Genomic DNA, 14,044 nt, shown 5'->3' on the forward strand with positions numbered 1-14,044 from the left:
TGAGCATGGACATCAGCGATTTTTACCAGACGTTTTTTGATGAAGCCGATGAGCTGTTAGCGGATATGGAGCAACACCTGTTGGGACTCGATCCCCAGGAACCTGACTCTGAACAGCTTAACGCCATCTTCCGCGCCGCCCACTCCATTAAAGGCGGGGCAGGAACCTTTGGTTTTACGGTTTTACAGGAAACAACCCATATCCTGGAAAACATTCTGGATGGTGCTCGTCGCGGCGAAATGCAGCTCAGCACCGACATCATCAATCTGTTTTTGGAAACTAAAGATATTATGCAGGAACAGCTCGATGCTTATAAAACCGCGCAAGAGCCTAACGCGGAAAGCTTCAAGTATATCTGTGAAGCATTACGCCAGCTGGCGTTAGAGGCTAAAGGTCTGCCGGTTGAAGCGCCGGTGGTGGTTGCCCTTGATGCACCGGTCAGTCAGGCAGAGTCCGCGCAAGCAGGCGCCGATGGCGTTCATCTGCAACTGGTCGATCTGAAAGAAAAAGACATTGATTTGATGCTGGAAGAGCTGGGTAACCTCGGCACAATCAGCGATGTCAAGAAAGGCAGCAACTCGCTTGAGTGCCACATTACGGGCGTTGGCAAAGACGATATCGTCGCCGTGCTCTGTTTTGTGATTGATGAATCCCAGATTCGCTTCCCAGAGGAGGGCGACGCAGCCCCAGCCGAGACAGCGCGCGCCGCTGAGCCTGAGGTGGCCGAAGTACAGACCGCGACCGTTACCGAATTGCCCGTTGCCGCAGCCAAACGCGAAAGCAAGCGCGTTGCCGCACCGGCGAAGACCAGCGAATCCAGCAGCATCCGTGTTGCCGTTGAGAAGGTCGATCAGCTGATTAACCTGGTGGGTGAGCTGGTAATCACGCAGTCAATGCTGGCACAGCGCTCTGGCGAACTGGATCCGGTGGCGCACGGCGAGTTGCTGAACAGCATGGGCCAGCTGGAGCGTAATGCGCGTGACCTGCAAGAGTCGGTGATGTCGATTCGTATGATGCCGATGGAATACGTATTCAGCCGCTTCCCGCGTCTGGTTCGCGATCTGGCCAGTAAACTGGGCAAAGAAGTCGAACTGACCTTACTCGGCAGCTCGACCGAACTGGATAAGAGCCTGATTGAACGCATTATCGATCCGTTAACGCACCTGGTGCGTAACAGCCTGGACCACGGCATTGAATCGCCTGATAAGCGTATTGCCGCAGGAAAAGTCGCGACGGGCAACCTGACGCTGTCCGCAGAACATCAGGGCGGCAACATCTGTATCGAAGTCTCCGATGACGGTGCGGGCCTGAACCGTGAGCGTATTCTTGCTAAAGCACTGTCATCCGGTCTACCGGTTCATGAAAACATGAGCGACGAAGAAGTCGGCATGTTGATTTTCGCGCCAGGCTTCTCCACCGCAGAACAGGTCACGGATGTGTCTGGCCGCGGCGTGGGCATGGACGTTGTGAAACGGAATATCCAGGAAATGGGTGGTCATGTCGAAATTGCCTCTAAACAGGGCAAAGGCACCACAATCCGTATCCTGCTGCCGCTGACGCTGGCCATCCTTGATGGCATGTCTGTACGCGTCGCGGATGAAGTCTTTATTCTGCCGCTGAATGCGGTGATGGAATCATTGCAGCCTCGCGCAGAAGAGTTGAAACCGCTAGCGGGTGGCGAATGTGTTCTGGAAGTCCGTGGCGAATATCTGCCGCTGGTTGAACTGTGGAACGTCTTTGATGTGAAAGATGCCAAAACAGAAGCGACACAGGGCATCGTGGTCATTTTGCAAAGCGCGGGCAAACGCTACGCCCTGTTGGTAGACCAGTTAATTGGTCAGCATCAGGTTGTTGTTAAAAACCTGGAAAGCAACTATCGCAAAGTACCAGGGATTTCAGCCGCCACCATCCTCGGCGATGGCAGCGTGGCGCTGATTGTTGACGTTTCGGCGTTGCAGTCACTTAACCGTGAAAAACGTGTGGCCGGCGCTGCCGCCTGATTGATAACGAAAGGGTAAATAACATGAGTGGAATGGCAACCGTGACAAAAATTGCTGGCGAAACCGTGGGCCAGGAGTTCCTGGTGTTCACGCTGGGTGATGAAGAATACGGCATCGATATTCTTAAGGTTCAGGAAATTCGTGGTTACGATCAGGTAACCCGCATTGCCAACACGCCGGATTTTATTCGCGGCGTAACGAACCTGCGTGGCGTGATTGTGCCTATCATCGATTTGCGTGTGAAATTTGCACAGGCAGACGTTGAGTACAATGAGAATACGGTCGTAATCGTTCTTAATCTGGAAAACCGCGTCGTCGGTATCGTGGTTGATGGCGTGTCTGACGTGCTGTCGTTGACGCAGGAACAGATCCGTCCTTCACCTGAGTTTGCCGTGACAATGTCCACCGAGTACCTCACCGGTCTGGGTGCGCTCGGCGACCGCATGTTGATTCTGGTTGACATCGAGAAGCTGCTGAGCAGCGAAGAGATGGCGCTGGTCGATAACCTGCGTACGGCATAATCCTTCTTCACGGGTCAGTCCAGGCTGGCCCGTGAGGTTCTGTGTCTTGTGTACAGCCTGAATTAGTGTGATCCGCTTAACCCACGCATCGCTTCCACCTCTCATTTTTCCCCTGTTGTCTGTGACCTGGGCCACTAAAAAACACCCTCAGCTGATATCAATAATTACAAAAGCCCTAATTGCCGCTTTTTCACTGAAGTTGACTAAACCCTCTCTCTTTCCCGCCGATACAGCCCCTGCACTTTACTTTTTATGCTCGGGGAAAAAGATGTTAAAACGAATAAAAGTCGTGACCAGTCTTATCGCGGTACTGATGCTTTTCGGTGCCATGCAGCTGCTGTCAGGCAGCCTGTTCTGGTCAGCGCTGAATAATGATAAAGAGGCCTTTGCACTGTCACAAATTTCCACCCGGAACGTTGCGGCGATGACCGATGCCTATATGGCGCTGAACCAGTCTCGTACCACCCTCAACCGCGCAATGTTGCGCCTGCAAACCAGCCTGGCGTCTCAAATGAACGGCGGCCAGCTGGACAGCCTGACAGAGAAAGCCGTTAACGAGGCGAATAAAGGTGAGCAGTACCTGGCAGAATTTAACGCGATTCCGGAAACACCGGGCGCAGATACGGAAATGCGCGATCGACTGCAAAACGATTTTAAGGCCTATCTGACCGGTCTGCGCGGCATGATCGCCAGCCTGAAAGCGAAAGATCTGGAAGGCATGTTTAAACAAAATATTGAACAGAAGCAGCAGGCGATGCAGGCCACCTATTCCGCATGGCGCCTGAAGCAAAGCGAACTGTCCGCACACGGCGCAGAGCAGAATCAACAGGCCTTCACGCAGATGATGTGGATGCTCGGCATGGTGGGCGTGCTGGTGATTGTGGTTATTCTGGGCTGCTGGTTTGGACTGCGTCAGCTCTTGATTCAACCGCTTCAACGTCTGCTGGTGGATATTCGCACCATTGCTTCTGGCGACCTGACGCAACCCATTCTGGTGGAAGGCCGCAATGAGATGAGCCAACTGGCCGCCGGCATCCATGAGATGCAGCATTCGTTGGTATCGACCGTGGGTGAGGTTCGCAGCGGGTGTGATGCCATTTTCACCGGCGCCAGTGAAATCGCGGCCGGGAATAACGATCTGTCTGCGCGTACGGAAGAGCAGGCAGCTTCGCTTGAACAAACGGCAGCCAGCATGGAGCAGTTAACGGCGACGGTAAAACAGAACGCAGATAACGCACGTCAGGCTTCTCAACTGGCACAAACCGCATCCGAAACCGCGCTGCAGGGCGGTAAAGTGGTGGATGGCGTGGTGACCACCATGCAGGAAATTGCCGGCAGTTCGAAGAAAATCGCAGACATTATCAGCGTTATCGACGGCATTGCTTTCCAGACCAATATTCTGGCGCTTAACGCTGCCGTAGAAGCGGCGCGTGCCGGTGAGCAGGGCCGTGGCTTTGCCGTGGTGGCGGGTGAAGTCCGCAGTCTGGCACAGCGCAGTGCTCAGGCAGCAAAAGAGATCAAAGGGTTAATCGAAGATTCAGTGGCACGCGTTAACAGCGGCTCGCTTCAGGTTGAAAGCGCGGGCAGCACTATGAATAACATCGTGGGCGCGGTAACACGCGTGACCGATATCATGGGCGAAATCGCTTCTGCATCTGACGAGCAAAGTCGCGGCATCGATCAGGTGGGCCAGGCCGTAACAGAAATGGATCGTGTGACACAGCAGAACGCCTCGCTGGTCGAAGAGTCAGCCGCCGCGGCCGCCGCGCTGGAGCAACAGGCCAGCGCCCTGTCCCAGGCCGTATCCGTCTTTAAAATCTCGCGCGTTTAAGTTTTCCCAACCTCTTTTTACGGCCAGCGTGAACCTGTCTTCACGCTGGCCGTAAAGTTCCGCACGTCCGGGCCGATAAACAGAATCGAATTGCTAATGAATGAGGTTTCTATGTTTAGTCGAGTACGTGTTGTCTCCGGTCTTCTCTGTGTATTGGCACTGTTCGCGCTACTGCAAATTTTTTCGGGTGGCGTGTTCTATAAGACGGTGACAGAAGATAAAGAAAATTTTGCCTATAACCAACGTCTGAGTACGCTTCAACGCGCCATGGGCACCTCTTGGGTCGCACTGGTACAGGCGCGAAATACCTTAAACCGCGCCGGGATCCGTTATTTGCAGGATGGGCAAATGGCCGGCTCAGGTGCCACCGTTAAAGAGCTGGTGGCGCTGGCAGATAGTGAATTAAAGCGTGCGGAAGAAGGCTATGCCATGTTCAATGCCAATCTTTCTGAGAAAGGCAAAACTGCAGAAAACGTACTGACGCTGCAGGCAAACTATAAGCAATTCCATGACGGACTCGCGGAACTGATCGTATTTCTTGGCAACGGTAACTTTAAAGGGTTTGTAGACCAGCCGACGCAGAGCTATCAGGACAAATTCCAGAAAGACTACGATGCCTGGCTAAACTACAACCTTCAACTCAGTCAGCAGGGCGTGGATGCCAACAATGCCGCCTATCAACGCATGATTATGCTGGTTGTAGGGACGCTGTTGGTCACGCTGTTGGTGATTGTGCTGGTCTGGAACCTGATGCGCAGCCTGCTTATTCGACCGCTCAAAGAGAGCATTGAACATATTCAGCACATCGCAGGCGGCGATCTCACGCAGCCCATCAACATTAGCGTACGTAATGAAATTGGCGATCTGCTGACCTCGCTGCAGGACATGCAACGTTCTCTGGTGCGCACCGTCAGCACCGTGCGAGACGGCGCAGATGCAATTTATACCGGGGCCAGCGAAATCGCCGTCGGTAATAACGATCTTTCTTCCCGAACCGAACAGCAGGCGGCATCGCTGGAGCAAACGGCGGCCAGCATGGAAGAACTTACCGCGACCGTAAAACAAAATGCGGAAAATGCCCGTCAGGCTTCAAAGCTGGCGCTTAATGCCTCTGAAACCGCGCAGCAGGGTGGCAAAGTCGTTGATGGCGTGGTCACGACCATGAAAGAAATTGCCGGCAGCTCACGGAAAATTGCGGACATTATCAGCGTCATTGATGGTATCGCTTTCCAGACCAACATCCTGGCGTTGAACGCAGCGGTTGAAGCCGCGCGAGCTGGCGAACAGGGACGAGGCTTTGCCGTGGTAGCCGGTGAGGTTCGTAACCTGGCCCAGCGCAGCGCACAGGCGGCAAAAGAGATTAAAGGCCTGATTGAAGACTCCGTTGGTCGCGTTAACACCGGCTCAGTGCTGGTTGAGAGCGCGGGCGATACCATGAATGAGATCGTCAGTGCGGTGACGCGCGTGACCGACATCATGGGTGAAATTGCCTCTGCATCCGACGAACAGAGCCGTGGTATCGACCAGGTCGGTCAGGCAGTGACGGAGATGGATCGCGTAACACAACAGAACGCCTCGCTGGTGGAAGAGTCTGCTGCTGCCGCTGCGGCGCTGGAAGATCAGGCCAGTAACTTAAAACAAGCGGTTTCTGCCTTCAATATTGGTAAAGAAATTGTCACGCAGGCCGTTAACAAGACTACGGCGGCAAAAAATTTACGTTTAGAAAGTCCGTCAGAAGGCATTCGCCAGCCATCACCGCGCGGTGATGAGAACTGGGAAACCTTTTAATTGCCTGGATGGCCCAGCCGCTGAGACGCGGTTGGGCGTAGCAGCAGATGTTCAACAGGTTTAGTTCAGGCCAGGTGCAAAGATGAAGAAATCGACGTTATTAGATCAACCGGAAGCGACGACGCTGCTGTCACAAATGGTGCAGCGTCTGCCCCTGTCCGATACCCATTTTCGCCGTATCAGCCAGCTCATCTATCAGCGTGCGGGTATCGTGCTGGCCGATCACAAGCGCGAGATGGTTTACAACCGTCTGGTTCGTCGTCTGCGCACGCTGAATATCGATGATTTTGGTCGCTATCTGGCCCTGCTGGAAAATGATCCAAACAGTGCTGAGTGGCAGGCGTTTATTAATGCGTTAACCACTAACCTGACAGCGTTTTTCCGCGAGGCGCATCATTTTCCAATCCTTGCGGAGCATGCACGTAAACGTCAGGGAAATTTTAGCGTCTGGAGTACGGCAGCGTCCACCGGCGAAGAACCTTACTCTATCGCGATTACGTTGGCTGAAACCTTAGGCATGGGACCGGGTAAATTCCAGGTACATGCCAGCGATATCGATACCCAGGTTTTGGAGAAAGCCGTGGCGGGCGTTTACCGCCAGGAAGAGCTGCGTACGCTGTCGCCCGCGCAGTTACAGCGTTTCTTTTTACGCGGTACAGGTCCACATGCTGGCATGGTTCGTGTCCGTTCCGAACTGGCGAACATGGTGAACTATACCCAGCTTAACCTGCTGGCAAATGACTGGGCCTTACCGGGACCGTTCGATGCGATCTTCTGCCGCAACGTAATGATCTATTTCGATAAAGAAACACAAGAAAAAATTCTACGTCGTTTTGTTCCTCTGCTTAAGCCCGGCGGCATTCTCTTTGCCGGACACTCAGAGAACTTCAGCCAGATTAGTAAAGAGTTTTGGCTGCGTGGGCAAACCGTGTATGGACTGACGAAGGAAAGATGATGAGCAAAATTACCGTGATGTGCGTAGATGACTCTGCGCTGATGCGGCAACTGATGACCGAAATCATCAACAGTCATCCTGATATGGAAATGGTGGCTACGGCCCCGGATCCGTTAGTGGCACGCGATCTGATTAAACAGTTTAATCCGCAGGTGTTAACGCTGGATGTTGAAATGCCGCGCATGGACGGCCTGGACTTTCTTGAAAAACTGATGCGTTTACGGCCCATGCCCGTGGTCATGGTGTCATCCCTGACGGGACAGGGCTCAGAAATCACGCTGCGCGCGCTGGAGTTAGGTGCGATCGATTTCGTGACGAAGCCGCAGTTAGGCATTCGTGAAGGCATGCTGGCCTACAGCCAGATGATTGGCGACAAAATTCGCGCGGCGGCCCGGGCGCGCCTGCATGTTCGTAACGTTATGCCCGCGCCGGTCACGCTGAAAGCCGGCCCGTTGCTGAGTAGTGAAAAGTTGATTGCCATTGGTTCATCAACCGGCGGCACAGAGGCGATTCGCCACGTTTTACAGCCGTTACCGGCCACCAGTCCGGCACTGCTGATTACGCAACATATGCCACCGGGCTTTACCCGATCTTTTGCCGAGCGGCTGAACAAGCTGTGCCAGATCACGGTGAAAGAAGCGGAAGATGGCGAGCGTATTCTTCCCGGCCATGCCTACATCGCGCCTGGCGCAATGCACATGGAACTGGGGCGCAGCGGGGCGAACTACGTGGTGAAGCTGAATGAAGGCCCCCCGGTTAACCGGCATAAACCTTCAGTGGATGTCTTGTTTAAATCGGTTGCGATTAACGCCGGGCGTAATGCCGTCGGCGTCATCCTGACCGGTATGGGTAACGATGGGGCAGCAGGCATGCTGGAAATGCATCGTGCCGGCGCCTGGACCATCGCGCAAAATGAAGCAAGTTGTGTCGTTTTTGGCATGCCACGCGAGGCGATAGCCAGCGGTGGCGTGAGCGAAGTAGTAGATTTAAGCAACATCAGCCAGCACATGCTGGCGAAAATTAGCGCCGGACAGGCATTGCGTATATAACCAGGCCCGTCCTGCCGGGCGAGATAACACAGGAGTAGATATGGCTGATAAAAACATGCGCTTTTTAGTAGTGGACGACTTCAATACGATGCGTCGTATTGTACGTAACCTGCTGAAAGAGCTTGGTTTCAATAACGTAGAAGAAGCGGAAGACGGCGTTGATGCGCTAGGCAAGCTGAAAGCAGGTGGTTTCGATTTCGTTATCTCTGACTGGAACATGCCAAATATGGATGGCCTGCAACTGCTGCAGACTATTCGTGCCGATGCTGCCATGGCGAGCCTGCCAGTTTTAATGGTGACGGCAGAAGCGAAGAAAGAAAACATTATTGCTGCCGCTCAGGCGGGTGCAAGCGGCTATGTAGTCAAGCCGTTTACTGCAGCCACGCTTGAAGAAAAGCTGGGCAAAATTTTTGAAAAACTGGGTATGTAAGGAGATGTGATGAGCGACCTTCCGAAATCAGCTGAGCAAGCCGCGGCACACGATATCATTTCCCGCATCGGTTCACTGACCCGCATGCTGCGTGACAGTCTGCGTGAGCTGGGGCTGGATCAGGCCATTGCAGAAGCTGCTGAAGCCATTCCTGACGCCCGCGACCGTCTGGACTATGTAGTGCAAAAGACCGCTCAGGCGGCCGACAGGGCGCTGAACAGCGTCGAAGCAGCGCAACCGCACCAGGACAAAATGGAAGCGGGCGCGATTGCGCTGAAAGGACGCTGGGATGCGTGGTTTGAAAATCCAATTGAACTTGCCGACGCGCGCGAGCTGGTGACGGATACGCGTGAGTATTTAGGGGAAGTGCCTACGCACACCTCTTTTACTAACAAGCAGTTGCTCGACATCATGATGGCGCAGGATTTCCAGGACCTTACCGGTCAGGTCATCAAGCGCATGATGGATGTGATCCAGGAGATCGAGCGCCAGCTGTTGATGGTGCTGCTGGAAAACATGCCAGAAGTGAGCGCCGAGAAACGTCAGGTTGGCACCACGCTGCTTAACGGACCTCAGGTCAATGCCGCTGCGCCAGGCGTCGTGGCGAATCAGGACCAGGTTGATGACCTGCTGGACAGCCTGGGTTTCTAACCGCGAGTCTGTCTGGTCATCGCCGATCCGTTAACGGTTGGCGATTACCGCCCCTTCTAAGATGGCCTGTTTCTGACAGGCCACTTCTCTTTTCTCTTTTGCCATCCGTGAAAGAGCGCGCATTTTTCACGTTTTATCCACGCTTTAACCAAACCCAAATTTGGCATTCTATGCTCAGAATTCCTGCCAACCGAGGTTTGTGGTGTCAGAAAATAGCGACGAAGAAAAAACAGAATCGCCCACGGCCCACCGACTTGAGAAAGCACGTGAAGAAGGCCAGATTCCGCGTTCGCGCGAATTGACCTCATTACTGATGCTGTTAGCCGGCATCATGATTTTATGGGTCGGCGGTGCCATGATGGCCCACCGGCTGGCCGCGATGGTGTCAACCGGATTACGATTTGACCATGCCATGGTGACCGATGACAAAATCATCATTGCGCATGTGGGCAATCTGATTATGCAGGCCATTGCGGCGCTGCTCCCGCTGCTGGGCGGGCTGGTTCTGGTCGCGATTGCCTCGCCAATGCTGCTGGGCGGCGTGGTGATCAGTGGAAAATCCATTAAGGTCGATTTTGGCAAACTGAACCCGCTGTCTGGTTTAAAGCGCATGTTTGCCGCTCAGGCCTGGACCGAACTGTTTAAAGGCATCCTGAAGACTATTCTGGTCGGGTGTGTTGCAGGCTGGTACGTCTGGAGCCACTGGCCCGATATGCTGCGTCTGATTGCCGAATCACCGACAACGGCACTGATTCACGGCATGGATATGATTGCCATCTGCTGCTCGCTGGTCATGCTCGGGTTGATCCCCATGGTGGGGTATGACGTTTTCTGGCAACTGTACAGCCATTTTAAAAAGCTGCGCATGTCGCGTCAGGAAATTCGTGATGAACACAAACAGCAAGAGGGTGATCCGCACGTGAAAGGGCGCATCCGCCAGCAGATGCGCGCAGCCGCCCGACGTCGCATGATGGCCGATGTTCCCAAAGCCGATGTTATCGTCACCAACCCAACGCACTACTCGGTTGCCTTGCAATATAACGAGAAAAAGATGAGCGCGCCGAAGGTCATCGCCAAGGGCGCAGGGGATATTGCCTTACGCATTCGTGAACTGGGCGCGGAACACCGTATTCCGGTTCTGGAAGCGCCGCCACTGGCGCGTGCGCTGTACCGACATACTGAAATTGGACAACACATTCCGGGTGCGCTCTATGGCGCCGTCGCGGAAGTGCTGGCCTGGGTCTGGCAGCTACGTCGCTGGAAGCGCGAAGGCGGCCTGATCCCGGTAAAACCTAAAGACCTGCCGGTCCCGGCAGAGATGGACTTTGCAGGAGAGAACACAAACGATGGCTAATCTGGCCGCTAAATTACGCCTACCGGGCAACTTCAAAGATATGCAGTGGCAGGTGCTTGCTGGCCCGGTACTGATCATCATGATTTTATCGATGATGGTTCTGCCGTTACCGCCATTCATCCTTGATCTGTTGTTCACCTTCAACATCGCCTTGTCGATCATGGTGCTGCTGGTGGCGATGTTTACCCAGCGCACGCTGGAGTTTGCGGCGTTTCCAACCATCCTGCTGTTTTCGACCTTGCTGCGCCTGGCGCTTAACGTTGCCTCAACCCGTATCATTTTACTGGACGGCCACACCGGGGCCGCCGCCGCCGGACGGGTGGTGGAAGCCTTTGGCCACTTCCTGGTCGGGGGCAACTTTGCCATCGGTATTGTGGTGTTTATCATCCTGGTGATTATCAACTTTATGGTTATCACCAAAGGTGCCGGCCGTATCGCTGAAGTGGGCGCGCGCTTTGTTCTTGACGGGATGCCCGGTAAGCAGATGGCCATCGACGCCGACCTGAATGCCGGTCTGATCGGTGAAGATGAAGCGAAACGCCGCCGTGCTGAAGTCACCCAGGAAGCCGACTTCTACGGTTCAATGGACGGTGCCAGTAAGTTCGTACGTGGTGATGCCATCGCCGGCATTTTGATCATGGTAATCAACGTGATTGGCGGGCTGTTGGTCGGTATCGTGCAGCACGGCATGGATGCAGGACATGCGGCAGAAACCTATACGTTGCTGACTATCGGTGATGGTCTGGTTGCTCAGATCCCGGCGCTGGTTATCTCGACTGCGGCGGGTGTTATTGTGACGCGCGTGGCAACCGATCAGGACGTCGGCGAGCAGATGGTTGGCCAGCTGTTTAAAGATCCTCGCGTACTGATGCTGAGCGGCGGCGTAATCGGTTTGCTGGGCCTGGTGCCGGGCATGCCGAACTTCGTTTTCCTGCTGTTTACGGCGGCCTTACTGGGGCTGGCATGGTGGTTACGCGGCCGCGAAATGCAGCCGAAAAAGAGTGTCGAATCACCCAGCAGCCTCACCAAATCTATGGAAACACCCGCATCGGCCGAGGCGTCCTGGACCGATGTACAGCTGGAAGATACCCTGGGAATGGAAGTGGGCTATCGCCTGATTCCGATGGTCGATCATAATCAAAACGGTGAACTGCTGGGGCGTATCCGCAGTATCCGTAAGAAGGTGGCGCAGGACGTCGGCTTCCTGCCACCGGTGGTGCATATCCGTGACAATATGGAATTACCGCCGGCCCGCTATCGCATTTTGATGAAGGGCGTAGAAATTGGCAGTGGTGACGCGTATCCGGGGCGCTGGATGGCGATTAACCCCGGCACCGCAGCGGGCACCTTGCCGGGTGAAGCCACCGTCGATCCGGCGTTTGGCCTGGCGGCCGTGTGGATTGATGGCGCGCTGAAAGAGCAGGCCCAGATCCAGGGCTTTACCGTGGTCGAAGCCAGTACGGTGGTGGCAACCCATCTTAATCATCTGATTGGTCAGTATGCCAGCGAGCTGTTTGGTCGTCAGGAGGCGCAACAGCTGCTGGATCGCGTCTCGTCTGAAATGCCTAAACTGACTGAAGATCTGGTGCCGGGCGTCATTACCCTGACAACCCTGCATAAAGTGCTGCAAAACCTGCTGGTGGAGCGCGTCTCTATTCGCGACATGCGCACCATCATTGAAACGCTGGCAGAGCACGCGCCGGTTCAAAGCGATCCGCAGGAGTTGACCAGCGTGGTGCGTGTCGCGTTGGGTCGTGCAATCACCCAACAATGGTTCCCGGGCAACGGTGAAGTTCAGGTTATTGGCCTGGATGCTACGCTGGAACGCCTGTTACTGCAGGCTCTGCAGGGCGGTGGTGGGCTGGAGCCGGGGCTTGCCGATCGTCTGCTGGCCCAGACGCAGGAAGCCTTACAGCGTCAGGAGATGATGGGCGCGCCGCCGGTCTTACTGGTAAACCATCCATTACGTGCGTTACTGGCGCGCTTCCTGCGTCGCAACATGCCGCAGCTGGTTGTGCTGTCCAACATGGAATTAAGTGACAATCGTCAGATTCGCATGACCGCCACCATCGGAGGCAAACAATGAGATCGATGATGCTGTTTGCACTGCTCCTGCCGCTGTCTGCCCTGGCCGCTGACGGCGCCTGGAGCGCCAGCGCGGCGGGCCCGCTGATGGCCAATCGCGGTAGCTGGCAATCCTCACAGCCCTTAACGCCGCCGGGCGACGTAAAAGGGGCAATGACCGTGGTGAACTGGCGCTATCAGCTCACCCGGCCTGCGCCATCGGGCCTGCAGGTCCGGCTTTGTGCGGCGCAGCGCTGTACCGAACTGGACGGTGCCAACGGCGCGACGCGGGGTCTGACCGGCGTGACCGCGGATGAAACATTGCATATGGTGTTTGGTTTCGCTGGAAGCGGCAGCTTACCGCCCGGGCTGAAAGTGGTCAGCACAGACGTGACGGTTAATTACCAGTAAGCCTGATTATTTCATTGTTAAGACAGACCGGCAGCGATCGTGCAGGCGTGCACGATCGCTGCCGGTCTGCATAATGAAGTCATTTTCGCATTAAATCAGTCTGTGCTTAGCAGCAGAAAACGAGAGATCAATCCGCCAGCCACACCGCCCACCATCGGCACCAGCCAAAACACCCACAGCTGCTGCAAGGCCCAGGTTCCCTGGAACAGCGCCATCGCCGTACTGCGCGCCGGGTTTACCGACGTATTGGTCACGGGGATGCTAATTAAATGAATAAGCGTTAAGGCCAGGCCAATGGCGATGGGCGCGAAACCCGCGGGCGCGCGTTTATCGGTCGCCCCCTGAATAATGATCAGGAAAAAGGCGCTGAGTACTAGTTCAGTGACCACTGCTGCACAAAGGCTGTAGCCCCCGGGAGAGTGTTCGCCAAAGCCGTTAGCCGCGAACCCGCTGGTGGTGGCATCAAAATCAGACTGACCACTTGCAATCACATACAGCACGGCCGCCGCCGCGATACCGCCCGCGACCTGCATAATGATATAGGGCAAAATGGCCTGATATCCGATACGGCCGCCCGCCCATAAACCCAGCGTGACGGCAGGATTAAAATGGCCGCCCGAAAGATGACCAACAGCAAAAGCCATCGTCAGTACGGCAAGGCCGAAAGCCAGAGCCACTCCGGCAAAGCCAATCCCGGTTTGCGGAAAGGTTGCCGCCAGCAGGGCGCTTCCACAACCTGCCAATACTAACCAGAATGTGCCTATGAATTCGGCAAACGCTTTTTTAATCATCAATTTAGTTTCCTTTCTCGTTAACAGGTCAAGACCTGATGAAATGCGGGCTTATAGTAGAGCGCGCGCATCAGAAAGGAATAACCCCATGATCTTACGCAGATAAACAGGACATTATGGCGGCATGGGCCAGTTTGTCCGTTGCTATGCATCATGATGTCTGGTTTTCAGGCGATAGCGGGCCGATTCATATCGTGGG

General features: G+C 54.9%; 12 protein-coding genes. 11 read left to right on the forward strand and 1 reads right to left on the reverse strand.

Translation table 11 applies throughout. The features are described from left to right. Positions 1 to 5: 5 nt before the first annotated feature. The 11 genes from cheA (at position 6) to flhE (ending at position 13,054) form a co-directional block, all read left to right on the forward strand. Positions 6 to 2,000: a chemotaxis protein CheA gene (gene cheA / locus P9J57_RS08975; protein ID WP_014593908.1), complete on the forward strand. Its 1,995-nt coding sequence runs from the start codon at positions 6 to 8 to the stop codon at positions 1,998 to 2,000. A 23-nt stretch (positions 2,001 to 2,023) separates the two neighbouring features. After that, on the forward strand, positions 2,024 to 2,521 hold the full coding sequence (gene cheW, locus P9J57_RS08980) for a chemotaxis protein CheW (protein WP_013026106.1): 498 nt from the start codon (positions 2,024 to 2,026) through the stop codon (positions 2,519 to 2,521). A gap of 268 nt (positions 2,522 to 2,789) precedes the next feature. Further along, on the forward strand, positions 2,790 to 4,352 hold the full coding sequence (locus P9J57_RS08985; protein WP_014605658.1) for a methyl-accepting chemotaxis protein: 1,563 nt from the start codon (positions 2,790 to 2,792) through the stop codon (positions 4,350 to 4,352). 111 nt (positions 4,353 to 4,463) lie between these two features. Then, a complete protein-coding gene (locus P9J57_RS08990) occupies positions 4,464 to 6,140 on the forward strand; it encodes a methyl-accepting chemotaxis protein (RefSeq protein ID WP_041457997.1) in 1,677 nt (558 codons plus the stop codon). 82 nt (positions 6,141 to 6,222) lie between these two features. Continuing rightward, positions 6,223 to 7,095 (forward strand): protein-glutamate O-methyltransferase CheR, encoded by an 873-nt coding sequence (cheR, locus tag P9J57_RS08995; protein ID WP_013026103.1) that lies wholly within the window; start codon positions 6,223 to 6,225, stop codon positions 7,093 to 7,095. Continuing rightward, positions 7,095 to 8,144: a protein-glutamate methylesterase/protein-glutamine glutaminase gene (locus P9J57_RS09000; protein WP_014605660.1), complete on the forward strand. Its 1,050-nt coding sequence runs from the start codon at positions 7,095 to 7,097 to the stop codon at positions 8,142 to 8,144. Before cheR ends, P9J57_RS09000 begins: the two co-directional genes overlap by 1 nt. Before the next feature lie 40 nt (positions 8,145 to 8,184). Continuing rightward, on the forward strand, positions 8,185 to 8,574 hold the full coding sequence (cheY, locus tag P9J57_RS09005) for a chemotaxis response regulator CheY (RefSeq protein ID WP_013026101.1): 390 nt from the start codon (positions 8,185 to 8,187) through the stop codon (positions 8,572 to 8,574). A 9-nt stretch (positions 8,575 to 8,583) separates the two neighbouring features. After that, positions 8,584 to 9,225: a protein phosphatase CheZ gene (cheZ, locus tag P9J57_RS09010; RefSeq protein ID WP_014593904.1), complete on the forward strand. Its 642-nt coding sequence runs from the start codon at positions 8,584 to 8,586 to the stop codon at positions 9,223 to 9,225. Positions 9,226 to 9,427: 202 nt separating this feature from the next. Next, positions 9,428 to 10,579, forward strand: coding sequence for a flagellar biosynthesis protein FlhB (gene flhB, locus P9J57_RS09015; protein ID WP_014605661.1), 1,152 nt, complete (start codon positions 9,428 to 9,430; stop codon positions 10,577 to 10,579). After that, the gene (gene flhA / locus P9J57_RS09020; RefSeq protein ID WP_014593902.1) at positions 10,572 to 12,665 is read left to right on the forward strand and encodes a flagellar biosynthesis protein FlhA; all 2,094 of its coding nucleotides are present in this window, start codon (positions 10,572 to 10,574) and stop codon (positions 12,663 to 12,665) included. Before flhB ends, flhA begins: the two co-directional genes overlap by 8 nt. Further along, the gene (gene flhE / locus P9J57_RS09025; protein WP_015700157.1) at positions 12,662 to 13,054 is read left to right on the forward strand and encodes a flagellar protein FlhE; all 393 of its coding nucleotides are present in this window, start codon (positions 12,662 to 12,664) and stop codon (positions 13,052 to 13,054) included. The genes flhA and flhE overlap by 4 nt, the downstream gene beginning before the upstream one ends. A gap of 95 nt (positions 13,055 to 13,149) precedes the next feature. Here the strand turns inward: flhE and aqpZ are convergent, their stop codons facing one another. Continuing rightward, positions 13,150 to 13,845, reverse strand: a complete 696-nt coding sequence (gene aqpZ / locus P9J57_RS09030; protein ID WP_015700158.1) for an aquaporin Z — start codon at positions 13,843 to 13,845, stop codon at positions 13,150 to 13,152. Positions 13,846 to 14,044: the final 199 nt, after the last annotated feature.

This window comes from Pantoea sp. nfd-35 (genome assembly GCF_056892255.1).